22 protein-coding genes and 1 tRNA gene are annotated in these 23,709 nt (G+C 70.1%); 4 read left to right on the top strand and 19 right to left on the bottom strand.

The genetic code is table 11. From position 1 onward, the window contains the following. The first annotated feature begins 109 nt into the window (after positions 1–109). Complete coding sequence (locus HCR12_RS12580; RefSeq protein ID WP_166866928.1) at positions 110–1,003, top strand: SDR family oxidoreductase; 894 nt, start codon at positions 110–112, stop codon at positions 1,001–1,003. Between the two features lie 31 nt (positions 1,004–1,034). On the opposite strand, the gene HCR12_RS12585 is transcribed toward HCR12_RS12580, so the two are convergent. The 4 genes from HCR12_RS12585 to HCR12_RS12600 are packed head-to-tail and all read right to left on the bottom strand — an operon-like array spanning position 1,035 to position 4,643. Continuing rightward, positions 1,035–1,922, bottom strand: coding sequence for a TerC family protein (locus tag HCR12_RS12585; RefSeq protein WP_166866930.1), 888 nt, complete (start codon positions 1,920–1,922; stop codon positions 1,035–1,037). Between the two features lie 44 nt (positions 1,923–1,966). Continuing rightward, positions 1,967–2,533 carry a hypothetical protein gene (locus HCR12_RS12590; RefSeq protein ID WP_166866933.1) on the bottom strand — a complete coding sequence of 189 codons (567 nt, stop codon included), beginning with the start codon at positions 2,531–2,533 and terminating at the stop codon, positions 1,967–1,969. A 2-nt stretch (positions 2,534–2,535) separates the two neighbouring features. Then, positions 2,536–3,684 carry a zinc-dependent alcohol dehydrogenase gene (locus HCR12_RS12595; RefSeq protein ID WP_166866935.1) on the bottom strand — a complete coding sequence of 383 codons (1,149 nt, stop codon included), beginning with the start codon at positions 3,682–3,684 and terminating at the stop codon, positions 2,536–2,538. Then, positions 3,681–4,643 (bottom strand): manganese catalase family protein, encoded by a 963-nt coding sequence (locus tag HCR12_RS12600; protein WP_166866936.1) that lies wholly within the window; start codon positions 4,641–4,643, stop codon positions 3,681–3,683. The genes HCR12_RS12595 and HCR12_RS12600 overlap by 4 nt, the downstream gene beginning before the upstream one ends. 216 nt (positions 4,644–4,859) lie before the next feature. Between HCR12_RS12600 and HCR12_RS12605 the strand changes: the two genes are divergently transcribed. Then, positions 4,860–5,588: a glycosyltransferase family 2 protein gene (locus tag HCR12_RS12605; protein WP_166866938.1), complete on the top strand. Its 729-nt coding sequence runs from the start codon at positions 4,860–4,862 to the stop codon at positions 5,586–5,588. Here HCR12_RS12605 and HCR12_RS12610 read toward each other — a convergent pair. The 3 genes from HCR12_RS12610 to HCR12_RS12620 all read right to left on the bottom strand — a co-directional run bounded on the left by HCR12_RS12610 (position 5,585) and on the right by HCR12_RS12620 (position 7,284). Beyond that, positions 5,585–6,571 carry a cation diffusion facilitator family transporter gene (locus HCR12_RS12610; protein WP_166866940.1) on the bottom strand — a complete coding sequence of 329 codons (987 nt, stop codon included), beginning with the start codon at positions 6,569–6,571 and terminating at the stop codon, positions 5,585–5,587. The two genes, HCR12_RS12605 and HCR12_RS12610, sit on opposite strands and share 4 nt — an antisense overlap. After that, the gene (locus HCR12_RS12615; RefSeq protein ID WP_224763509.1) at positions 6,568–7,065 is read right to left on the bottom strand and encodes a transporter substrate-binding domain-containing protein; all 498 of its coding nucleotides are present in this window, start codon (positions 7,063–7,065) and stop codon (positions 6,568–6,570) included. Before HCR12_RS12615 ends, HCR12_RS12610 begins: the two co-directional genes overlap by 4 nt. 146 nt (positions 7,066–7,211) lie before the next feature. Then, a tRNA-Arg gene (locus HCR12_RS12620) sits at positions 7,212–7,284 on the bottom strand. Positions 7,285–7,531: 247 nt separating this feature from the next. Here HCR12_RS12620 and HCR12_RS12625 point away from each other — a divergent pair. Beyond that, the gene (locus tag HCR12_RS12625) at positions 7,532–8,182 is read left to right on the top strand and encodes a winged helix-turn-helix domain-containing protein (RefSeq protein ID WP_166866943.1); all 651 of its coding nucleotides are present in this window, start codon (positions 7,532–7,534) and stop codon (positions 8,180–8,182) included. Positions 8,183–8,196: 14 nt separating this feature from the next. Here HCR12_RS12625 and HCR12_RS12630 read toward each other — a convergent pair whose 3' ends face one another. The 11 genes from HCR12_RS12630 to helR all read right to left on the bottom strand — a co-directional run bounded on the left by HCR12_RS12630 (position 8,197) and on the right by helR (position 20,935). Next, positions 8,197–9,408 (bottom strand): acyl-CoA dehydrogenase family protein, encoded by a 1,212-nt coding sequence (locus HCR12_RS12630; RefSeq protein ID WP_166866945.1) that lies wholly within the window; start codon positions 9,406–9,408, stop codon positions 8,197–8,199. Next, positions 9,405–10,403 (bottom strand): aldo/keto reductase, encoded by a 999-nt coding sequence (locus HCR12_RS12635; protein WP_166866947.1) that lies wholly within the window; start codon positions 10,401–10,403, stop codon positions 9,405–9,407. Before HCR12_RS12635 ends, HCR12_RS12630 begins: the two co-directional genes overlap by 4 nt. Before the next feature lie 20 nt (positions 10,404–10,423). Next, complete coding sequence (locus HCR12_RS12640; protein ID WP_166866949.1) at positions 10,424–11,086, bottom strand: methionine ABC transporter permease; 663 nt, start codon at positions 11,084–11,086, stop codon at positions 10,424–10,426. After that, positions 11,079–12,128, bottom strand: a complete 1,050-nt coding sequence (locus HCR12_RS12645) for a methionine ABC transporter ATP-binding protein (RefSeq protein ID WP_166866951.1) — start codon at positions 12,126–12,128, stop codon at positions 11,079–11,081. The genes HCR12_RS12640 and HCR12_RS12645 overlap by 8 nt, the downstream gene beginning before the upstream one ends. A gap of 4 nt (positions 12,129–12,132) precedes the next feature. Then, on the bottom strand, positions 12,133–13,128 hold the full coding sequence (locus HCR12_RS12650; protein ID WP_166866953.1) for a MetQ/NlpA family ABC transporter substrate-binding protein: 996 nt from the start codon (positions 13,126–13,128) through the stop codon (positions 12,133–12,135). Positions 13,129–13,316: 188 nt separating this feature from the next. Next, positions 13,317–14,252 carry an N-acetylglucosamine kinase gene (locus HCR12_RS12655; RefSeq protein ID WP_166866955.1) on the bottom strand — a complete coding sequence of 312 codons (936 nt, stop codon included), beginning with the start codon at positions 14,250–14,252 and terminating at the stop codon, positions 13,317–13,319. Between the two features lie 20 nt (positions 14,253–14,272). Beyond that, complete coding sequence (locus HCR12_RS12660) at positions 14,273–14,731, bottom strand: MarR family winged helix-turn-helix transcriptional regulator (RefSeq protein ID WP_166866956.1); 459 nt, start codon at positions 14,729–14,731, stop codon at positions 14,273–14,275. Continuing rightward, positions 14,728–16,455, bottom strand: a complete 1,728-nt coding sequence (locus tag HCR12_RS12665) for an MDR family MFS transporter (RefSeq protein WP_166866959.1) — start codon at positions 16,453–16,455, stop codon at positions 14,728–14,730. The genes HCR12_RS12660 and HCR12_RS12665 overlap by 4 nt, the downstream gene beginning before the upstream one ends. 143 nt (positions 16,456–16,598) lie before the next feature. Next, complete coding sequence (locus HCR12_RS12670; RefSeq protein WP_166866961.1) at positions 16,599–17,420, bottom strand: SDR family NAD(P)-dependent oxidoreductase; 822 nt, start codon at positions 17,418–17,420, stop codon at positions 16,599–16,601. Then, positions 17,410–18,753 (bottom strand): flavin-containing monooxygenase, encoded by a 1,344-nt coding sequence (locus HCR12_RS12675; protein WP_224763511.1) that lies wholly within the window; start codon positions 18,751–18,753, stop codon positions 17,410–17,412. Before HCR12_RS12675 ends, HCR12_RS12670 begins: the two co-directional genes overlap by 11 nt. A gap of 37 nt (positions 18,754–18,790) precedes the next feature. Next, the gene (gene helR, locus HCR12_RS12680) at positions 18,791–20,935 is read right to left on the bottom strand and encodes an RNA polymerase recycling motor ATPase HelR (RefSeq protein ID WP_166866965.1); all 2,145 of its coding nucleotides are present in this window, start codon (positions 20,933–20,935) and stop codon (positions 18,791–18,793) included. 173 nt (positions 20,936–21,108) lie between these two features. Between helR and HCR12_RS12685 the strand changes: the two genes are divergently transcribed. Continuing rightward, on the top strand, positions 21,109–22,536 hold the full coding sequence (locus tag HCR12_RS12685; RefSeq protein ID WP_166866967.1) for a class I adenylate-forming enzyme family protein: 1,428 nt from the start codon (positions 21,109–21,111) through the stop codon (positions 22,534–22,536). A gap of 9 nt (positions 22,537–22,545) precedes the next feature. On the opposite strand, the gene HCR12_RS12690 is transcribed toward HCR12_RS12685, so the two are convergent. Continuing rightward, positions 22,546–23,703, bottom strand: coding sequence for an InlB B-repeat-containing protein (locus tag HCR12_RS12690; RefSeq protein WP_166866969.1), 1,158 nt, complete (start codon positions 23,701–23,703; stop codon positions 22,546–22,548). Between the last annotated feature and the right edge of the window lie 6 nt (positions 23,704–23,709).

A 23,709-nucleotide genomic window follows, 5' to 3' on the forward strand; every position in this document is an offset into this window, starting at 1 on the left:
GTCGGGCGGAGCTCGCGATCGATCCGATAAAGTTGCGACTCCCAACAAAACGCGACACTCGCGGCAGCATGAGTCGCGAACGCCCCGCGCCCCCGAAGGAGACGACGATTTGTCCGATCAGCTCACGTTCGACAACCCCGTCGAGCGGCACTCCCACATCAAGCCGCACGCCTCCTGGCAGCCGCTCCCCGGCCTCGATGCGGAGCTCGATCCGAAAGCCGACCACGGCGAGACGAGCTACCGTGGCACGGGCCGCCTTCCCGGGCGCAAGGCGCTCATCACGGGCGGAGACTCGGGCATCGGCGCCGCCGTGGCGATCGCGTTCGCGCGCGAGGGGGCGGATGTGGCGCTCAGCTACCTGCCCGAAGAGCAGATCGATGCCGCGGCGATCGCCCGCATCGTGCGCGCGGAGGGCCGCACCTGCGTGCTGCTGCCGGGCGACATCCGGGACCGCGAGTTCTGCCGCCAGCTCGTCGCGGATGCCGTGGCGGGGCTCGGCGGGCTCGACATCCTCGTCAACAACGCTGCGCACCAGGTGTACCACCCGTCATTCGACGAGCTCGACGAGGCGGATCTCGACCGCACCATCCAGACCAACCTCTACGCGATGTTCTGGATCACCCGCGATGCGCTCCCCCACCTGCCGCCGGGCGCGACGATCATCAACTCCACGTCGGTGCAGGGCTACAACCCGTCGCCCATGATCATCAACTACGCCTCCACCAAGTTCGCCATCATCGGCTTCACGAAGGCGCTCGCGCAGGATCTGGCGCCGCGCGGCATCCGCGTGAACGCCGTCGCGCCCGGTCCGGTGTGGACGCCCCTGCAGGTGAGCGACGGCCAGCCCACCGAGAAGCTGAACGGCTTCGGGGATTCCTCGTGGCTCGGGCGAACGAGCCAGCCGGTCGAGCAGGCGCCCGCCTACGTGTTCCTCGCGTCGCCCGAGTCGAGCTTCGTGGTGGGCGAGGTGATCAACGTCAACGGCGGCGCGAACGTGCCCTGATCGGGGCCTGATCCGCGCCGGTCGCCGACCGTCAGCCGAGGCCGCCGCGCTCCACGTCCGCGGTGTCCTCGGTCGCCACGGGCCGGCGCGACAGCCCCACGGAGCCTCCGCTTCGTCCGGTCGCCGCAGCGATCGCGGCGGCCGAGGACTCGGCCGGGTAGGTGGGGCGAAGCGTCACCGGGTGAGCGGCAGCTCGACGCTTCTTCTTGCGCGACGCCGCGATCAGGTTGAGCGCCTCGACGAGGATTCCGAACGCCATCGGGCCGTAGATGAGGGCCTTGTCGATGTGGATGCCGAAGCCCTCGGCGATCAGGAACACACCGATCAGCAGCAGGAACGACAGCGCCAGCATCTTCACCGTGGGGTGCTTGTTGACGAACTCGAAGATGAACTTCGCGGCGAACAGCATGATGCCGAACGACACCACGACGGCCGTGATGATGACGATCATGTTCGACGTCATGCCGACGGCGGTGATGACGGAGTCGAGCGAGAACACCAGATCGAGCAGCAGGATCTGCACGATGACGGAGCCGAACGTGGTGGTCGCCACCTTGCCGCCCGCGTGCTCCTCCTCGTCACCCTCGAGCTTCTGGTGGATCTCATGCACCGCCTTGTAGACGAGGAAGAGACCGCCCGCGATCAGGATGAGATCCTTCACCGAGAAGCCCGCGTCTGCGATGAAGAAGACGTCCTCCTTGAGGGTGATGATCCATCCGGCGAGGAACACGAGGCCCAGGCGCATCACCATCGCGAGGGTGAGGCCGAGGTTGCGCGCCTTCGCCTGCTGCGCGACCGGAAGCTTGCTCGCCAGGATCGAGATGAAGATGACGTTGTCGACCCCCAGCACGATCTCGAGAACGAAGAGCGTGAGGAAGACGGCGAGAAGATCGGGCGAGAGCTCGAGAGAGAAGTCCACGGGCTGATGTTAGAGCCCGCAGCTCGCCCAAGATGGGAATTCGCCTAGCGCTTCTTCTTCAGCAGCATCCGCAGCACCACCGCTGTCGCAGCACCCGTGATGAGCCACGGCGCGGCGACGATCACCGGATCGAGCCAGATGTGCCGCACGTCGTAGCGCCCACGCCCGAACCGCGAGCGGATGCCGCCCAGCTCGCCCTCGGCGAGGACGCCTGTCTGCGTGATGGGGTTGTCGGGCCGGGTGGTGAACATGGACTGGGCGTGCGCGCCGGCGGCGTCGATGCGGTCGCCCAGCATGAGCAGCAGCCAGTGGGCGGCCTTGCCTTCGCTGTAGTGGTCATACGCGAAGCGGCGCACGACACCTGAGACGCCGTGCAGCGGCTGAGCGGTGCCGTACACGGGTGTCAGCTGCAGGTGCTCGATGGAGCGCTCGCGCGAGGCGTCCTCTCCCTGGTGCTCCGGCATCCGCCAGTGCGCACCCGTGTGCTCGGGGCGTTCGCGCGGAAATGACGGCCTGTCGGCCGGGTCGACGTCACTGCCCCACCCGGGGATGCGCGCGCGAAGCTCATCGCTCGTCTCGCGGGGGCCGGGCCGCTCGGCGGTGTACGGCATGATCACTCCTCTCCGACGACGATGACCGGCTTGATGCAGTCATCGAGCTTGCTTGAGAACATGTGGTACCCCTCGGCGATGTCGTCGAGGGGAATGCGGTGGGTGATGATGTCGCGCGGCGAGAGGTGCCCGGCGCGGATGTGCTCGAGCAGCCGCGGCCACTGCCGCTTCACCGGCGCCTGGTTCATACGCAGCGTGAGGCCCTTGTTCATCGCGTCGCCGAACTTCACGGCGCTGAACAACGGACCGTACGCGCCGACCACCGAGACCGTTCCGGCTTTGCGCACCGAGTCGATCGCCCAGTTGAGCGCGATGGGCGAACCGCCCTGCAGTTTGAGCTTCGCTGCGGTGACGTGCTGCACGAAGGCGCCGTCGGCCTCCGCGCCCGCCGCATCGATCACGCGATCCGCTCCGAGACCGTCGGTGATGAGCTTGAGATGCAGCACCACATCCGGCACCTCGGTGAAGCTGTACGTCTCGGCGTGCGCGAACTCACGCGCCTTCGCGAGCCGGTAGTCGAGGTGGTCGATCACGATCACGCGCCCTGCCCCCATCAGCCACGCCGACTTCGCGGCGAAGAGCCCCACCGGCCCCGCCCCGAACACGACGACTGTGTCGCCCTCCTCGATGTCGGCGATCTGCGCACCGAAGTATCCGGTGGCCAGCGCGTCCGTCATCATGAGGGCGTCCTCCTCGTCGAGCCACTCGGGGATCACCATCGGCCCCACGTCCGCGAACGGCACGCGCACGAACTCCGCCTGGCCGCCGTCGTATCCGCCGGTGCTGTGCGAGTAGCCGTAGATGCCGCCGATCGCTGTCGCGTTGGGGTTCACGTTGTGGCAGTTCGAGTACAGGCCGCGCGCGCAGAAGAAGCACGAGCCGCACGCGATGTTGAACGGCACCATCACGCGATCGCCCGGTTTCAGGTTCTCGACGCTCGAGCCCACCTCATGCACGACGCCGATGAACTCGTGACCGAACGTCGACCCGATGCGGGTGTCGGGCATGAGCCCGTGGAACAGGTGCAGATCGGATCCGCAGATCGCGGCGCGCGTCACTCGCACGATCGCGTCGTTGGGATGCTCGATGCGCGGGAGGTCCTTCTCGGCCACCTGCACCTTGTAGGCACCTCGATACGTCATCGCCTTCATCGGGCGGCACCGGAGGTGGGTCCGAACATCGCGTCGATCTCGGCGAGCTCCATCTCGGCGGTCGCCTGGATGAGCGCCAGCAGATCCGCGTCGGCGCCTGAGGAGAACTCCTCCAGGCGGTCGGGCGCGATCATCGACGGCACCCCTTCCGGGGCCTGTTCGCGAGCCTGGAGCTCGGTTCCGTCGTTCGACGGCGACGCGCCCTGGAAGATGCGGCCGGCCTCCGACTGCCCCGCGAGATCGAAGGTGTACTGCTTGCTCTGCAGCCCTGCGTCCAGCAGCAACTTCACCTCGGGGAAGCGCTCGGCGTTGGTCTTCGGGATCGGGAGGGTCTTTCGCCAGTCCACCCCGAGCGTCTCGAGCGCCTTCGCGAACGCGTTCTCGTGCGCCTGGTCGCGCACGATCAGGTAGGCGATCGTGGAGCGCGCGGTCGCGTTCGAGGTCATCTCGTAGATGCGGCACTTCTGCAGCCGACCGGTCGACTCGAGCATGAGGTTGTAGAGCAGGTCGAGCACGAGGTTGCCCGAGTTGTAGACCCAGCTGCCGTTCCACGGGTTGCCCGCCGCGTCGACCGGGAGCGCGCCCTGCGCCGCCACCAGGTAGTGGTGGATGTTGCCCTCGGAGAGCGCGATCTTGAGCGGAGTGGCCCCGCCTGCGCCGGGCGTGTCGAGCGGATCGCCGACCTTGCCGGAGTACTCGGGCGAGCCGTCGAGCAGGCGCGAGATGGTCGTGCCGATGAGCTCGACGTGGCTGATCTCCTCCGTGCCGACCCCCTGGATGAGGTCGCGATACGGCTTGGCCGCTGGCCCCCGGAAGTTGATCGCCTGGAAGAGGTACTGCATCATGGTGCGCATCTCGCCGAACTGCCCGCCGAGACCTTCCTGCAGCGCGTTCGCGGCCGCCGGATCCGGTTCGTCCTGAGCGATCTCGTTGATCAAGCGCTGCACGTGGAAGAACATCCCTGCCCCGTTCGTCGGCGACGGCCCCGTGCCGTCCCTTTCGACCCTGCGCCCGTGCGTCGCGCATCCACACCGGGTGGACATCGCGCGCGCTCGGAGGGATACTTGCGCGCGCGCGCGAGCGGTCGTCGTCGCGAACGAGGACGCGGCAATGCAAGAGCGGGCCGAACCCGCAACCCCCGTTCGCGGGAACCCGCTCCTCGCGAGACTGGGTGGGTGACGAGCGACGACTTCACCATCTCGGTGGTGATCCCGGTGAAGGACGACGCCGGGCTCCTGGAGCACTGTCTGCGGGCGCTGTCGGCGCAGACCCTGCGCCCGGACGAGGTGATCGTGGTCGACAACGCGAGCACCGATCGAACCCCCGAGGTCGCCCGCCGCTGGCCGGTGGTGTACGTGCGGGAGGAGCTCCCGGGCATCGCCGCGGCCGCATCCACCGGCTACGACCATGCCCACGGCACCCTCATCGCCCGCATCGACGCCGACTCGGTGCCGCACCCGAACTGGCTCGCCGATGTGGTGCAGCTGTTCCGCGACGACCCGGGCCTCGCCGCCGTGACCGGCCCGGGCACCTTCGACGCCCTGCCGACACCGCTCGCCCGGCTCGCCGACCTCGGCTACATGCGCGCCTACTTCCGGCTCATGGGGCGCGCCGCCGGAAAGCCGCCGCTGTTCGGCTCGAACTTCGCGATGCGCCGGAGGGTGTGGCTCGCGGCACGCGAGCACGTGCACCGCCACGACCCGAACGTGCACGACGACCTCGACCTGACCTTCGCGTTCCCCCCGGGCGCTCGCATCGCCGTCGATGACCGCCTTGCGATCCACATCTCGGCGCGCCCGTTCCGTTCGCCGTTCTCGTTCGCGAAGCGCATCTGGCGCGGGATGCGCACGGTGCGTCTGGGGCGCCGCGCCCAGCGGCGGCGCGCGCGCGAGGCGACGGGCTAGCGGGATCCGGTCTCTGCGTCGTCGCGCACCACAGCCGGCAGCACGGGGACAGGCACGATCACCACATCTGCAGCTTTCCAATCCACCCGGATGCACGCTTCTCGCGCGCGTTCGAGCTCGGCGACCTTCGGCATCCGTCTCCGGCGCGGCACCACGAACGCCTCGACGTGGAACACATGCCCCTGATCCCGCACCCGGCAGCCGGCCTCGGCCACCCACGGCAGCGAGCGCAGATATCCTTCGATCTCGGCGGCGACGGGATGGGGTCTGCGCTCGTCGAAGGTCGTCGCGCGCTCATCCATGAGGTCGAGGATCGCCGCTTTGAGGTTGCGCACACCATCCCAGAGGATGCTGCCCGCAATGAAGAGTGCGGCCGCGCCATCGAGCCACCAGATGCCGAGCCCGATGCCCGAGACGCCCACGATCGTGCCGATCGCGGTCATCCAGTCGGCCTTGTTCATGTCGGCGTCGGCGTAGAGCACCTTGTTGTGCAGGTCTTTCGCGAGGGCCATCTTGATCCGCCCGATGAACACGGGCGGCAGCGCGGTCGCCGCCATCACGCCGATCATGAGCCAGCCGAGCCAGATGCTCTGACCGAACAGTTCGACGGTGCCGATCGTCGGATGCTCGAGCCTCACGAGCCCCGCCGCCGACGTGATGATGAGGAACGTGCCCATCGTCGTGAGCGCCACCGCCGACACGAGATGCCCGACGCCGATCGAGCGGTGGTACCCGTACGGGTGGGCGCGCGTGGGCCGCCAGCGGTTGACGCGGACCGCGATGAGGAACGCGATCGGCGGGATGAACGACAGCAGATCCTCGATCCATGCAGCCCTCATCGCCTGCGAGTTGCCGAGCACGAGGAACACGAGTGTGACGGTCACGGCGAGGAAGGCGATCGTGATCCATTCGAGGCGGATGGCGCGGCGCAGCGATTGGGCCTGCTTCTCCGGCAGCTCGGCGATGCCGAAGGTGACGCTCATCCTGCGGCCTCCGATTCCGGGGCGTGCTCCGTGAGGAACGTCTCGAGCTCGCTGAGGAACGCGTTCTCGCCGAGCGGCACGAGCATGACGAGACGGTGGGTGGCGCCGGTGACGTCGGTCACCTCGGCGTAGGGCCGACTCATCCCCGCCTGGTCGGTCCACGGGGTCGCATCGGTGAGGCCGCCGATGACGAGGTCGAGGTCGCCGCGCTCGAGCTCCCGCACGAGCGCCTCCTCCGACCCCGCCGTCCAGTCGACGCGCGCGTCGAGGCTCTCCGCGAACGCCTGCACGAGCTCCGCCTCGCTGCCCGAGACCTCGCCGTCGTCGACGCGCACGAACTCGCCGTTCGGCGACGCCCCGACCCTCAGCGTGCCGCCGCTCACCCGGTCGAGCGTGCCGTCGGGATCCGAGGGGATCTGCAGCCCGCACCCGGTCAGCGCGACGCACAGCGCGGCGAGCAGCACCAGCATCCGGCCACCCCGTGTTCTGGACATGCCGTGACGCTACGCCCGCGCCGCGCGCCGGACGAGGGGTTGACGTGACCCCCTCAGAGGGTGCTCTGGCTTCACGTCCGCTCCGGGAAACCAAGAAAGCGGCCCGCTTTCGCGAACCGCTTTCCGTAACTGTCTCAACCAGTTTGTGCGCCCGAAGGGACTCGAACCCCTAACCTTCTGATCCGTAGTCAGATGCTCTATCCATTGAGCTACGGGCGCCTGCTGGCTACAAGAACCAACTGAATGACTATATCAGGCGATTCAGCCTGCTCTTGCCACGCGGCCACCCCGCCGCCTGCTGGCCCGCGCATCCCACCGTGCTCACACAGCGTCACAGTGCGTCGTGTTTCGTCGCACGCTGTCTCACATCGTCACGCCAGTGGAGCCCCCGCGCGCTGCGAGGCACACTCGACAGCGGACAGTGCGCATCGCCCCCGCGGTGCGCGAAGACCGAGGAGTGGAACCGATGAGTGCGGAGTTCGTGGCGATCCCCTGGGAGGGCGGATCGCGTTCGCGTGCGCCCCTCGCCCCGCCTGCCGGGCTCGGGTACCGCGGGTTCGGGATCTATGTCGGCATCGACGAGCACCGGGCGGCGGATGCCGGAGTCGACATCGGCGCGCTCGTCGACGACGTGCAGCGCGCCCTCACCGACATCCCCGGCGCCGAGACCTTCGCCTCGATCGTGCTGGGGCCCGAGACGGATGCGCCGCCCCTCATCGCCGTGCGCACCGCCCTCGGCGAGCCGAGCGCGCGTCGCGCTGCCGCGCCCACACCTCCGGCGGGCGCGACGCCGCCGAAGACGGGCCTTCACATCGACCTCGACCGCCACCGCGTGTGCATCGACGGCTCACCCGTGCGGCTCACCTACCGCGAGCAGGCGCTTCTCGACCACCTGGTGCGCAACCAGGGCGTCACCCACGACCGCCCCGCGCTGCTCGCGGCCCTCGCGGCGGCGGACGGCACCGACGACATCGGCGAGCGCACGATCGACGTCTACCTGCAGCGACTGCGCCGCCGCCTCGCCCCCTACGGCGAAGTGATCCGCACCATCCGCCGCCGCGGCTACCGCCTCGACCCGCACCCCGATGTGACGATCGTGGGCGGCAACCTCCGCTGAGGGCTGTCGCCGGCTCACGCCTCGCCGTTGGTCCACCACGACAGCACGGGCGTGCCGTTGAGCAGGTGGTCGCCCACGACGCGCGCCTTGAACCGCGCCGGATTGTGCGAGGCGACCGTGCGGGCGTTGCGCCAGTGCCGGTCGAGCGCGAGCTTCTGCGACAGCGCGCTCGCACCGCCCACCTCGAACAGCTCGGTCGCCGCCTTCAGCACGTTCGGCACGATCACCAGCTGCGCGCGGGTCGCCGCGAGGTCGGCCTCCGCGATCCGTCGCTCGATCTCCTCCGCGGGCGCTCCCGCCCGGATCGCGTCGCTCGATGACTGCAGCGCACCCACGGCCACGGCGAGCGCCGCATCCGCCGCGAACGACAGCGCCGACAGCTCGCCGACGGTCTCCTGCACGATCGGATCCTCGCGCGGCAGTGCGGCGCTCGCGTGCGAGTAGGTGCGGGTGCGCTCCTGCACGAACCGCACGGCGTCGTCGACGACCGCGCGCCCGATGCCGGCGAGAACCGCGAGCAGCACGAGCTGCACGAACGCGCCCGCGTGGCTCGGTGCGCCGTCGCGTTCGATCACATCGGATGCGTCCACGCGCACCCCCTCGAAGACGGTCGTTCCGGATCCGGTGAGCCGCTGTCCGAAGCCGTCCCAGTCGTCGAGGCGGGTGACTCCCGCCGCATCGGTGGGCACGAGGGCGCTCACGAGCTCGCCGTCGTGGAACGCGAGCACCGACACGAGATCGGCGAACAGGGTCCCGGTGCTGTAGAACTTGCGGCCGTCGAGCCGCAACCCGGCGGCATCGGCGGTGAGGCGCGTCGCGTAGCCGCCCACCTTGGCGTCGCCCTTCTCGAAGCTCGCGTTGCCGTGGATGGCGCCGGAAGCGAGACGTGCGAGGCGCGCTTCTCGGGCATCCGAGGGCGGCGCGTGCAGCGCGCGGTCGATGAAGGAGAAATGCGAGCGGAACAGCTGCGCGAGGTTCGGGTCGCGGCGTGCGAGTTCGGCGAGCAGCTCGAAGAGCGTCTGCTCATCCGCGCCGCCGCCGCCGAGCTCGGGCGGCAGCGTCACGCGCGTGAAGCCCGCATCGCGCAGCAGCTCGACCTCGGCAAACGGCAGGCGTCGCTCCCGCTCGCGCTCCGCGGCGTCCTCCCCCACCCGGTCGAAGACTTCGGCGAACGCCTCCACGCTCGTCGCCCTCGTCTCCGCCGCGACGGCCTCCGCGGTGCTCATCGCACCGCCTCGAGTCGCTCGCGGCCCTGGGAGATGTCGGCGGCGTTCCGGGCTCGGTCACCCGCCACGGAGGCGGCGAGCGCATCCAGCTCTGCGAGCGTCTCGGCGTCCAGCCGGATCTCGCGCGCCGCGAGGTTCTCGTCGATGCGATCGGGCCGCCGCGTCGACGGGATGGAGACGAGCGGGATGCCGAGCGCACGACCCCGTTCGGCGAGCCACGCGAGGGCGAGCTGCGCGGGCGTGATGCCGAGCCGCGCGGCCGCCGCACGCACGACGCCGGCGATCCGCGCGTTCGCGTCGAGGTGCTCAGGATCGAACCGCGGGAAGCTGCGGCGCAGGTCGCCGTCGGCGAACTCCGCGACGGGTTCGCGGGATGCGAGGAACCCGCGCCCTAGCGGCGAGTACGCCACGAAGCCCACCCCGAGCCGGGCCGCCGTGGGAACCACCTGATCTTCGACGTCGCGGCTCCACACCGACCATTCGCTCTGCACGGCGGTGATGGGGTGCACCGCGTGCGCGCGCTCCAGCTCGGATGCGGTCACCTCGCTCACGCCCACGTGCGCCACGATGCCGTCCGCGACGAGCTCCGCGAGAGCGCCGATCGACTCCTCGATGGGCACGAGCGGGTCGACCCGGTGCAGGTAGTACAGGTCGATGCGCTCGACCCCCAGCCGCGCGAGGCTCGCCTGCGCGGCCTGCCTCGCGTAGGCGGGGTCGCCGCGGAACCGACGGCCGTCATGCTCGTCGGGGCGCACGAACCCGAACTTGGTGGCGAGCACGACCTCGTCGCGACGCTCACGCAGCAGCCGCCCGACGAGCCGTTCGTTCGAGCCGCCGCCGTAGACATCCGCCGTGTCGATGAGTCGGATGCCCGCATCCACCGCGTGGTGGAGGGTGGCGAGGGCGGCGGTCTGGTCGGCGGGCCCGTAGGCGTCGGCGAGCGCCATGCCGCCGAATCCCTGAGCGCCGAGATCGAGCGAGGTGAAGCTGCTCATGAGGGCCTTCCGGTTGAGGGTCAGTGGATGACGCGCTTCGCGATCGAGTTGCCGAGCCACTGCGCCAGCTGCACGAGCAGCACGAGCGAGATGACGACCACGATCACGGTGATCCAGTCGAAGCGCGCGTAGCCGAACTTCATCGCGAGATCGCCGAGGCCTCCCGCGCCGACGACGCCCGCGACGGCCGTCGCATCCACGAGGGCCACGAGGATGTAGGTGAGCCCGAGCGTCAGCGGCCCGAGCGCCTCGGGCACGACGATCGTGAACAGCACCCGCGCGGGGCTCGCGCCCATCGCGGCGCCCGCCTCGATCGAGCCGGGGTCGACCGCCACGAGGTTCGACTCGGAGACGCGCGCGATGGCGACGCTCGCCACCAGGATGAGCGGCAGCGCGGCGGGCAGCGGACCGAGGCCCGTGCCGAACACGAGCCGCGTGAGCGGGATGAGCGCGATCGCCACGATGAGGAACGGGATGGGGCGGACCACGTTGATCACGACGTTCAGCACCGCGAACACGGAGCGATTCTCGAGCAGATTGCCGGGGCGCGACGCGTAGAGCAGCAGGCCCAGCAGCAGGCCGATGATCGCGGCCCCGAGGAACGAGACCGACACCATGATCCCCGTCTCGGCGAGCGCCTTCAGGAACCGGGGCAGGAAGGCGTCGAGATCGAACTCACGCATGCACGACCTCCCGCTCGGGCAGCGTCAGCTCGGTGACATGCGCGGTGAGCCGCAGGTCGGCGATCGCGGCATCCACATCCGTCTCCGCCCCGAGAAGCTCGACGGTGAGGCTGCCGAACAGCTTGCCCTGCAGCTCGTCGACCCCGCCGTAGACCACGTTGAGATCGACGCCGTGGGCACGCGCCACCTGCGAGAGGAACGGGTGGTTGGTGTCGCGGTCCTCCACGTGCAGCTGCACGAGGCGCCCGTGATGCACGGCACGGATGTGGTCGAGCACGTCCGCCGAGGGGATGTGCCGCAGCACCGACGAGACGAAGCGTCTGGCGGTGGGGGTGCGCGGCGCCGAGAAGACGTCGTACACGCTGCCGTGCTCGACGACGCGCCCCGCCTCCATCACGGCCACCTTGTGGGCGATCTCGCGGATGACGTCGATCTCGTGGGTGACGAGGAGGATGGTGACTCCGTACTCGCGGTTGGTGCGCTGCAGCAGCTCGAGCACCTCGCCGGTGGTCTGAGGGTCGAGGGCGCTCGTCGACTCATCCGAGATGAGCACCTCGGGCCGGGTCGCGAGCGCACGGGCGATGCCCACTCGCTGCTTCTGTCCGCCCGAGAGCTGCGACGGATACGCGAGCGCCTTGTCGGTGAGCCCCACGAAGTCGAGCAGCTCCTCGACGCGATCGAGGATGGCCGCCTTCGAGAACCCGGCGAGCTTCAGCGGGTAGGCGATGTTGGCGTAGACGGTGCGCGAGCGCAGCAGGTTGAACTGCTGGAAGATCATGCCGATGCGCTGTCGGGCGGCGAACAGCTCGCGCCCCTGCAGTGCCGAGATCTCACGGCCGTCGACGACGACGCGCCCGCTGGTGGGGCGTTCGAGGGCGTTGACGGTGCGCAGCAGCGTCGACTTGCCGGCTCCGGAGTAGCCGACGATGCCGTAGATCTCGCCGGCCTCGACCGCCAGATCGACGTCGCGGAGCGCATCGACCTGGCGGCCCTTCACCTCGAACGTCTTGGAGACGCCCTCGAAGGAGATCGCGGTGGGCATGGGATCACCGGTTCTCGGCGGCGAGCTTCTCGAGCGCCGCGAGCTTGTCGCGCAGCGTCTCGACGGGCACGTTCACGAGCACCGTGTTCCCGAAGAACTCGTCATCGAGGGCTGCGGCGACCCGCGGGTCGGCGTAGGCCTTCTCGAGGATCTTCCACGCGGGGTTGTCGGCATCATCCGAGCGCACCGCGACGACGTTCACGTAGGGCAGGTTCTGCTCGGCAAGCGAGTCGTCGAGGTAGAGGGCGTCGTCCTTGCCGATGCCCTGCGCGGGCTCGAAGTAGGCCGTTCCGACGACGACGGCCGCGAGGCTCGGGTCGTCGAACTGCTGCGGGATGGTGCGGGCGCCGATCGCGACGAACTCGAGGTTCTTCGGGTTGGAGGTCACGTCCTCGACGGTCGGGAAGTCGCCCGCATCGTCCGCGAGCTCCAGGAACCCGGCCGCTTCGAGGATGACGAGCGCGCGACCGCCGTTCGAGGGGTCGTCGGGGATCGCGATGCGGCCGCCGTCGGGGATCTCCGTCAGGTCGTCGAGCGTCGCGGAGAAGATCCCCCACTGGGTGATGACGGTCGAGAACACGGGCGTGAGCTCGGCGCCGCTCTCCACGTTGAACGCCGAGAGGTACAGGATGTGCTGGAACGCGTTCGCGTCGACCGTGCCGGCCGCGAGCTCCGTGTTGGGCAGCACCCAGTCATCGACGTTGACCCATTCGACGTCGAGCCCGTTCTCGGCCGCGACCTCCTTGATGGCGTCCTGGAACTGGGTGTCCTCGGCGGTCGCGATCTTCACGCTGATGCGCTCGTCGGCGGCACCGCCGGATCCGGCCTGCGCGCTGGGCGTCTGGCTGAGGCTCACGCCGATGGCGATGGCGCCCGCCACGAGCGCCGCGGCGAGCACGCTCGCGACACCGACGATGATGGTGCGCTTCTTCCTGCTGTTCGCCGCGACAGCCGAGCGCAGCTCGCTCTGACCGTCGGGCGTCGACTTCTGGTCGGACACGTTCGGTTCCCTTCTCGATGGAGTCCCGGGGTTCGGGAGCGCCCATTACACGCAGGGTCGAACGCGCGCGGCAACCGCGCGGCGTCACATTCGACGAGACGCCGACGCGGGCCGTCGTCGGGTGTTGCAGGCCGTCATCCGGCGTCACCGGATGCGCGCGCGCGGGGGGGGTGCGCGGGGGGCGGTCGCTAGGCGACCGAGATGAGGTCGCGCAGGGGGTGGGTCTCGGGCAGCGCGGCGAGCGCCTCGGCGCCATCGAGACCGGCGCCGTGCGGGGCCTCGAACACCGCATCGGGGAAAACGGCGGAGACGGAGCGCTCGAACCCGCCGCGCACGTGCGGTGAGCGGAACACGCCGCCGATGGCGCTCACGAGCGGGGAGGTGCGGCCGTCGAGCTCGACGCGGCGGAGCGCCGTGATCGCCGAGAGGGCGAGCTCGGATGCTGCCTCGGCGCAGATGCGCGCCGCGACCTCATCGGTGTCGGCGAGCTCGGCCACGGCGCGGGCGAAGGAGGCGACGACGCTCACGCGCGCCTCATCCGACTGCAGCTGCACGTAGGCATCTTCGAGGTCGGGCCAGCGCTCCCGCACCACGGCGGTGAGCGCGGTCGCGGGGCCGCGGCCGTCGTAGGCGCGCATCACGGCGTCGAGCGCCTGCCGGCCCACCCAGAACCCGCTGCCGGCGTCGCCCATGAGGTAACCCCAGCCGTCGACGCGCGCGACCGTGTGCGGCCCGACGGCGAGGGTCACGACCCCGGTGCCTGCGGCGACGACGACGCCCTGGGCGTCGCCGAGCGTGCCGAGGTAGGAGGTCACCGAATCGTGCGCGAGCAGCACCCGGCCGGGGGCGAGGTCGGCGATGAGAGCACGCAGCGCTCCGGCATCCGCTTCGGCGCTCGTGAGGCCCGACGTTCCGACGGCGACCGCGGCGAGAGGCACCGCGGGTGCCACGGCGCGCACGACGTCGGCGAGCTGCGGCAGGAGCGGGCGATCCGTGCGCACACCGTCGAACAGCCGTTCAGCTGGCTCGGTGTCGGGCACGAGGAGACGCACCTTGATGCCGGTCTGGCCGGCATCGATCGCGATCACGGTCTCGGCCGTCGGGTGCACTTCTGTGTGAGCCATCACCTGATGCTAGCGATGCGTCAGGACTCGGGGGCATCCCCCGAGGCGAGCGCGCCGAGCAGTTCGACGAGCCGGTCGATCGACTCGATGGGCCACCCCGCGAGCACCTCATGCAGGCGCTCCTCGTACGGCTCGCGCGCTGCGGCGAGGCGCGCCGCGCCCTCCTCGGTGACCGAGATGAGCCTGATGCGGCCGTCGTCGGGATCCGGGGTGCGGGTCACGAACCCCAGCGCCTCGAGCTCGGAGATGTGGCGGCTCACCTGGCCTTTGTCGGCGGCGAGATGCTCGGCGAGCCAGGATGCCGTCACGGGGCCGCGGCGTTCGATCACCGAGAGCACCTTGAAGGTGCCGGGCAGCATGCCGGGGCTCGCAGTGGCGGCCATGCCTGCGTAGACGCGACGGAATTCGCCGATGATCGTGCTGAACGCGCCTTCGAGCCGCCGCACCGCGTCGCGGCGAACCTGCTCGTCGCTCGTCATCGCGATCCCTTCTCGTCGTGCGACTCCGAGTCTGCCGCGTCAGAGGCGTCGGCGTCACCCGGCGAGGCGCCACCGCCCTCGGCCTCGGCCACGCGGCTGCCGGCGGTCGCGGTGAGGGAGTTCATGTCCGCCGGCACCGAGACGGTCGCGAGGTCGGCCTCCGAGGCGTGGATGCGCTCGCTCGTCGTCATCGTGGTGAGCGGCTTGTTGGGCAGGAAGACGATCGCGACGAGACTCAGCACGGCGAAGGGCACCGCGAAGAGGAACGCGTGAGAGATGCCGTTCGCGTAGATGTCCTCGAACACGAGACGCAGCTGCTCGGGCATCGATGCGACAGCCGGGAGGGTGCCCGACTGCAGCTGCTCGGCCCAGTGCGGGGCGTCCGCGCCGAGGCTCGCGAGCGCGGACGCGATGTCGTCCTGCCGGTCGGCGACGATCTCGACCACGCGCGACGCGAGAGCCGCGCCCATCACCGAGACGCCGACCGTACCGCCGAGGCTGCGGAAGAAGGTGACGCCGGAGCTCGCGACGCCGATCATCGTGGGTGCGATGTTGTTCTGCACCACGAGCACGAGGTTCTGCATCGTCATGCCGACACCGGCTCCGAGCAGCACCTGATAGAGCGCGACGAGCACGAAGGGGGTGTCGTATTCGAGCGTCGAGAGCGTCACGGATCCGGCGACCAGCAGCACGGATCCGAGCACCACGAAGCCCTTCCACTTGCCGTAGCGCGTGATGAGAGCGCCGACGCCGACCGAGGCCACGAGGAGCCCCGCGATCATCGGAATCGTCATGAGGCCGGCCTCGGTGGGGGTCGCGCCGCGCGCGAGCTGCATGTACTGGCTGAGGAAGACGGCCGAGCCGAACATGGCGATGCCGGTCGCGATCGACGCGATGACCGAGAGCGTGAAGGTCGAGTTGCGGAACATCGACAGCGGGATGAGGGGCTCCCTCGAGCGCAGTTCGACGATCACGAACACGACCGCGAAGAGGATCGCGCCGCCGACCATGAGGATCGTCTCGAGGCTCCACCAGTCGAACGAGTTGCCCGCGAGGGTCACCCAGATGAGCAGGAGCGAGACGGCGGCGGAGAGCGTGACGATGCCGACGTAATCGATCGAGACCTTGCGCTCCGCGAGCTTCGGCAGGTGCAGGGTGCGCTGCACGATGATGAGCGCGGCGACGGCGAACGGCACGGCGACGTAGAAGTTCCAGCGCCAGCCCCACGCATCCGTGATGACGCCCCCGAGCAGCGGCCCGCCGACGTTGGCGACCGCCATGACGGCACCGAAGAGTCCCATGTAGCGGCCGCGTTCGCGGGGGCTGATGATGTCGGCCATGATCACCTGGCTGAGCGCGACGATTCCGCCCGCGCCGATGCCCTGCACGGCGCGGAACGCGATGAGCATCTCGGTGCTGGTCGAGAGTCCGGCGGCCATCGTCGCGAGGATGAAGATGACGATCGCAAGCTGGTAGAGCGCCTTGCGGTTCACGAGGTCGGCGAGCTTGCCCCAGACCGGTGTGGAGATCGCGGTCGTGAGCAGGGTGGCCGTGACGACCCAGGTGAAGGCGGCCTGGTCGCCCTGCAGGTCGTGGATGATCGTCGGCAGCGACGTGGAGACCACGGTCGACGCGAGCATCGAGACGAACATGCCGAGCAGCAGACCGGAGAGCGCTTCGAGCACGCGCTTGTGGCTCATGGGCGCGGGAGCAGGGGTGGACATGCGGGCCTTCCGGATGGTGCGAGGTGACGTGGAGGGCGTCGTCACTGACGCAGATCGTTGACAGAGATCAACGGTTGAGAGGGGTCAACTATACGCCGATGGTTGTGTGGCGTCAACGATCCCAGGGGACCCTCGTGGATGGGTCAGTCGGCCTGGATGCGCGCGAGGTACTTCGCGTGGCCGCGGCGGCCCCATCGCTCGAGCAGCGGGATGAGTCGGTTCGCATTCGCGGGCGAGAACGACGACAGGCGCGACGAGATCGCATCCGACACCGGCAGGTACACCTCGAGCCGCCCGCGGTCGAGCGCCCTCGCATAGGCCCGCACGACCTCGTCGACCGTGAAGACCTTCCCGACGAAGTTGAGCATCGAGCCGCCGTGGGTCGCCTCGTGGCGGAGCATGGCCGTGTCGACGCCGCTCGGATAGATGCCCGAGACCTTGACACCCGTGCCGGCGAGTTCGGCGTGCAGGGCCCAGAGGTAGGCGCGCAGGCCCGACTTCGCCGCCGAGTAGGTCGCGGATCCGGGCAGTGCCACGATTCCGCCCATCGAGACCGTCGCGAGCAGGTGGCCGCGGCCACGCGCGCGCATCGCCGCCGCGCCCGCTGCGAGCAGGTGCACGGGGAAGCGCAGCATGACATCGAGCTGGGTGTCGAGGTCATCAGGGGTCGCATCTGCCGCGTCGCCCGGCACGATGATGCCGGCGTTGCACACGAGCACCTCGAGCCTCCCCGCCCACTCACCCCGGATGCGCTCCGCGAGCGCGCGCACCGCGGCACCGTCGCGCGCATCGCACGCGATGCCGATCGCGTCGCCGTCCTGGGCGGCGACCGCCCGGACGACGGCCGCGTCATCCACGTCCACGACGATCACCTCGAAGCCACGCTCGCGCAGCATCCGCGACACCCCCGTGCCGATGCCACCCGCCGCGCCCGTGACGAGCGCGAGCGGCCGCTCAGCGCGCATCCGCGGCCCGCGTCTCGAGAGCGGCGAACATGCCGGGGGCCAGCGGCTTCCACCCCATGCGCTTCACCGTGCGCGCGATGGCCTTCGTGAACGCGTGCACCTCCACATAGCCGGAGTGCCGGTCCGACTCGACGAATCGGATGCCACCCGTGAGATCCGGATCGTCGGTCGACGCGAGCTCGCGGAACCGCGCCGCTCGCGCCGGGTCGTCGCGCACATCCGCGAGATGCGAGGCGACGAGGTTCGCCACGTGGTCGAAGAGCGTGTACGCGCTCGAGTTGGTCTCGATGTAGCTCACTCCGAACAGCCCCTCGCGTTCGCGCGCGAACGCGTTGAGATACATGCGCGGGCGACCGCCCTGCCACGGCAGGTAGTCGGCCGGCAGGTACGGGATCGACATGTCGTAGCCCGTCGCGAAGACGACGAGATCGACCTGCTCACGCGAGCCATCCGCGAACACGACACCGTCGCCGTCGAAGCGCTCGATGCCGGGCCTCGCGCGCACATCGCCGTGCTGCAGATGGTGCAGCAGCTGGGTGTTGAGCAGCGGGTGCGTCTCGAACAGCCGGTGGTCGGGCTTCTGCAGACCCCAGCGCGTCACATCCCCGATGACGATCGGACGCATGACCGCATAGAGCGCGCGCTCGGCCCACAGCGGCAGCGAGTTGTTCTCGTCGGTGGGCTTGCCGAGGATGTGCTTCGGCACGAAGTGGTAGCCGCGGCGAGCGCTGATGAACGCCGCCTCGGCGGTCGTCGCGGCGTCGCACGCGATATCGGCGCCGGAGTTGCCGAGCCCCACGATGAGCACGCGTCGCCCCGCGAACTCGGCGGCGTCGCGGTAGTCGCGGGAGTGGATGACCTGCCCGGTGAACTCACCCGGCACCTCCGGCATCCGCGGATCCCAGTTGACACCCGAGCAGCAGATCACGGCCGCGGCGCGCTCGACCCCGGCGGAGGTCTCGACCGTCCAGGAGCCGTCGTCCTCCTGCCGCACCGCGTCGACCGAGACACCGAAGCGGATGCCGTCGCGCAGCCCGAACCGATCGGCGAACGCGCGCGTGTACTCGAGGATCTCGAGGCGCGACGGATAGTCGGCGTAGCGCTTCGGCATCGGCACATCGAAGAAGCCCGAGGCGTCCCGCGACGAGATGAAGTGCGCCGAGCGATACATGGGGGTGCCGGGGTTGTCGATGTCCCAGAGCCCGCCCACGTCGCTGTGTCGCTCGAACTGGAGGTACGGGATGCCGCGCAGCCGAAGTGCGCGCGCGGCGGCGAGTCCTGCGGGCCCCGCCCCCACGATGACGACGGGCGCGGATGCATCTGCGGCGATCACGCGATCATCCTGCCGCATCCGGCGCGGGCCGCGCCCCTCAGCGGGTGAGCACGACCAGCCGCTCGGTGGCGCGCGTCATCGCGACGTAGCGGTCGACGGCCCCCTCGATGCCCTCGCCGAAGCTCTCGGGGTCGACGAGCACGACGAGGTCGAACTCGAGACCCTTCGAGAGTTCGGGTGTGTGAGAGCGCACGCGCGGCCGCGACGCGAACGTCGGGTCTCCGATGACGCACGCGATGCCCTCCGGGTGCTCGGCGAGCCAGGCATCGAGGATCGCGTCGCGCTCGGCGACCGAGGCGTGGCGCACGGGAATGCCGCTCTCTCGGATCGAGGTGGGCACGTTCGCGTCCGGCAGTGCGGCGCGGATGACGGGTTCGGCTTCGGCCATGATCTCGGCGGGCGTGCGGTAGTTGACGCTCAGGTGCGCCACTTCGACCGCGGTGACGCCCACGCGGGAGAGACGCTCCACCCACGTCTCGGCGAATCCGTGCCGCGCCTGCGCGCGGTCCCCCACGATCGTGAAGCTCTTCGACGGACAGCGCCGGATGAGCATCTGCCATTGGGCATCGGTGAGCTCCTGCGCCTCGTCGACGACGATGTGCGCGAACGGCCCCTCGAGCTCGTCGGGCGCGAGGCTCGGCAGCAGCGACTCGTCGATGAGGCTCTGCTGCGCATCCTCGCCGTGCAGGATGGTGACGAGCCCGTCGCCGTCGTCGTCGCCCGCGATGAGATCATCCGTGACGCGCTGACGCATCTCCTGGTCGCGTTCGAGCGCGGCTTCCCGGCGGCGGCGCACGCGGATGCGCTCCGGGTCGCCGATGCGCATGCGCGCCGCGTCGATGAGCGGCAGGTCGGCCTCGGTCCAGGCGCGCGCATCCTCGCGGTGCAGCAGCTCGACCTGCTCGGGCGTGAGCCAGGGTGCGCACAGCCGCATGAACGCGGGGACCGACAGCAGATCGCCCACGACGCCCGCCGGGTCGAGCACGGGCCACGCACGGGTGAAGGCGCGGCGCAGGTCGGGGTGGTGGGCGAGCGCGCGACGGATGAGCCGCTCGGGCACCTCGGGCATGTCGAGCTTGTCGATGAGGATGCCGACGAGCGCCTCCCACACCGCGTCGCGCCCGTCATTGTGCGGCGTCCCGGGGTCGGGCGCATCGAACGCGTCCTCCCAGTCGCCCTGGTCGATCCACAGCTCGACGCCCTCGATGAAGAGGGGCAGCGGCTGTGTGGGCGGGCGTTCGTAGTACCGCGCGGCGGCTTCGATGGCACGCACCATGCGCGCATCCGACTTGATGCGCGCCACCTCGGGGTCGGATTCGGGACGCGCGTGCGCCCCCTCGGCGGTGAGCTCACGCAGTGTGCACAGCTGGACGCCGTCTTCGCCGAGGCTCGGCAGCACATCCGACACGTAGGAGAGGTAGCCCGCGCTCGGTCCGACGAACAGCACGCCTCCGCGGTTGGTCGCGAGGCGCGGGTCGGCATAGATCAGGTAGGCGCTTCGGTGCAGGGCGACGACGGTCTTGCCGGTTCCCGGTCCGCCATCGACGACGAGCGCACGGCGGGATCCTGCACGGATGATGGCGTCCTGATCGGCCTGGATCGTGCTGAGCACGTCGCGCATGCGCGGGGACCGGCTGGCGGCGAGGCTCGCGATGAAGGCGGACTGGTCGTCGAGCGCGGCGGTGGAGCTGAGCCCTTCGGCGGTGAACACCTCGTCCCAGTAGTCGGTGACGCGCCCGCCGCTCCAGCGGTAGCGGCGGCGGCTGGCGAGACCCTCGGGCTGGGCGTGGGTCGCGGCGAAGAACGGCTCGGCGGCGGGCGAGCGCCAGTCGACGAGCAGTCGCTCACCGTCGGCATCCGTGAGCCCGAAGCGGCCGATGTAGACGGGCGCGCCGCCGTCTGCCGGAACGATGCGCCCGAGGACCATGTCGAGTCCGACCCGACGCAGCGCCTGCAGCTGCGCGGAGAGTCGCCGCACCTCGTCGTCGCGCTGCACGGCATGCGGGGATTCGCCCCCCTCGCGGGCGAGGGTTTCAGCGAGCTGCGCCTCGAGGTCGGCGACGCGGCGCGCGCGCGTCTCGGCGATGACGGCGAAGCGCTCCTCGTCGGCCCCGATGAGCGCAGGGTCCGCTTTGGCGGCGAGCGCGGAGGGCAGGGAGAAGACGGAGGTCGATCCGGTCACAGCAGCAGGTCCTCTCGCAGCGGAACGTCGAGCATGCGCCCCACAGGGGGCCTTGTGGCAAGCCCCACCCTCGACCGTATCCTGGTTATGGCGGGTGGAGAGTGTGTGTCCGCCGCTCGATACCGCCACCTCGTCGGCATGGTTGATATATCAACTACCGCTATTCTGGCGACGTGTCATCCCCCCGCCCGTTCGAGCACCTGCGCCGAAACGCCGAGAACGCGCCGAACGGGATCTTCTCCCTCTCGGCGAAGCACACGACCACCAACGCCGCAGCACTCGTCGCCGCCACCCAGATCGCCTATGAGCTCCGCCGCATCGGCGTGCGCCCCGGCGACATCGTCTCGCTCGACCTGCCCGACCAGCTGGGGCTGCTGTTCGTCGAGGCGATCTACCACGAGGCCGCGATCAGCACCATGCTGCCCCGCGGCTTCGACGCCGCCGAATCGCTCCCCGTCTCCTGGACCTTCACCACGCGCCCAGATGGGCCGCGAGCCGGCACCGTCATCGACGTCGACGCCGCGTTCCTCCGCCGGATCGAGGAGAACCCCTACGGCATCCGGCCGAGCGACGCGCCTATCGACACCCTGCGCATCATCTTCTCGAGCGGCACGACGGGCACCCCCAAGGCGATCGCCATCGACACCCGCATGTACGACATGCTCATGCGCGGCCTGCCGTCATGGTTCACGGGCGGCCCCACGCTCAACCTCATGAGCACCTCGGGCGCGGGCGGCTTCGGCGAGTTCATGCTGAGTGTCGCTGCGGGCCAGCCCTACGTGAGCGCGGGAAGCTCGACGCCTGCCGAGCTCATCCAGCTGATCGACACCGTGGGGATCACCCACCTCAAAGGCTCTCCCGCGCAGCTCGCCGCGATCATGGCAGAAGCCCGACGGCAGGGCCGCGGCCTTCCGGCCATCGACTCCGTAGCCGTCTCAGGGGGAACGCTGTCCCCCACGACCGCTGAGAACATGCTCGAGATCACCGGCGGATGCTCGATCACGGTCTCGTACGGATCGACGGAAGCGGGACCCGGCACGCGCGGCGTCTACCAGATCGAGCAGCCCGCCCTCGCGGGGCGCGTGCTCCCCGGCTCCGTGATCGAGGTCGTCGGCGACGACGATCAGCCGCTCCCCGCTGGCCAGGCGGGCCGCATCCGCCACCGCTCCCCCGTGATGGCACACGGATACCTGGGCGACCCGGCGACCACGTTGCGTGCGTTCCGAGGCGGCTGGTTCTACCCGGGCGACCGCGGCATCCTCGACGCCGACGGCCTGCTCACCGTGCTCGGGCGCGAAGCCGAGCAGATCAACGCGGGCGGCACGAAGCTCGACCCCGTGCGACTCGACCACGCGGCACTGCGCTTCCCCGGGGTCCGCGACGCATGCGGATTCGCGACGCCCACGACCGAGGGAGTGGACCGCATCGGCCTCGCCATCGTCACCGACGAGGACTTCGACCGCCAGGCGCTCATCCAGCACCTGCGCACCGAACTCGGGCCCGCGGCACCCACCCTGCTCGCGCGCCTGGATGCGATCCCGCGCACCGAGGCCGGCAAGCCGCTGCGCCGCGAGCTCTCGGAGCGCTACGCCGAACGCTGAGCCCCAAGCTCAGCTCTCGCGCGGGCGACGCATCCGGATCGCGGCGAGCAGCACCACGCCCGCGAGCGCACCGGCGATTCCGAGCGCGAGCTGCGGGGTGGCATCGCGGGCACCGGTCGCCGCCAGAGCGGCCGTCCACTTCGCATAGAAGGCCGTCGAGCCGGTGATGGGCTGCGAGAAGTCGGCAGGCACCGTGAGAGCCTCATCGGCGAACCAGCCGCCGAACTCCCAGCCCTCGGCCGCGGGCAGAGCCGGAGCGGTCGGCGCCGTGCCCACCGAGACGATCTGGGTTGCGGGGGCGGTTCCGTGCCCGTTCATCACGAAAGCGACAGGGAACTCGACCACACGCCACCGCAGGGCGACGAACCCGTGGGCGCCCGCGCGCGCCACACCGTCACCCGTGACGGTCGTGCCGGCCGCGCCGCCACCGCTGTTCGCAGCGGGTGCGATGACTCCCGCGGCATCCCGGCCGGTGAGACTCCCCCCACCGCAGCCCGGCCGGCCGAAGAGCTCGTCGGGTTCCTCGTTGCGGTCGAGCACCGCACCTCCGCCGCCGAAGCAGCGTGTGTCCCCTGCGAAGAGAGAGCCGCTCGACGCCAGATCGGCCACGACGACACCTGCACCGCCATGGATGCCGGAGGCTGCGCCGCCGGCGCCTCCGCCCGCGCCGCCCGAGAGGCTGGATGCACTCGTGCCGAGAGCGCCACCACCGGATGTGCCGCCGTTCCCGTTCGACGTGGCGCGACCGTTGGATCCATTCGCGACGCCGTGGGCGGTGCCGTCGACGGTGACGCCTCCGTAGACTCCCGGAGCTGGGACGACGACCTCGACGGCCTCGCCTCCGGTCGCGTCGATGATCGTCACCTGGCCGCCACCGCCAGCGGCCGCGTATTGGCTGTCGTTGGGTTCGGACGGCGCCCCCGCGTCGCCGCCCGCGCCCACCAGGAGAGCCTCCAGGGTTCCCATCTGAGTCGTGGGCACGAACGGCGTTCCGGGCGTCGCGGTGAAGGCGAGCTCGCAGATGTCGGCGGCGATGAGCGTTCCGCCCGCGTCGCACGCGACCTGCGGGGCGGCGGCGTGTGCGGCATCGGCGCCGAACCCGAGGGTCGAGACGCCCGCTGTGGTGAGTGCGGCAGCGGCAGCGGAGATGGTGCGGAGGGTGGTCATCGATGA

It is taken from the genome of Salinibacterium sp. ZJ70 (genome assembly GCF_011751865.2).
Classification (GTDB): Bacteria; Actinomycetota; Actinomycetes; order Actinomycetales; family Microbacteriaceae; genus Homoserinibacter.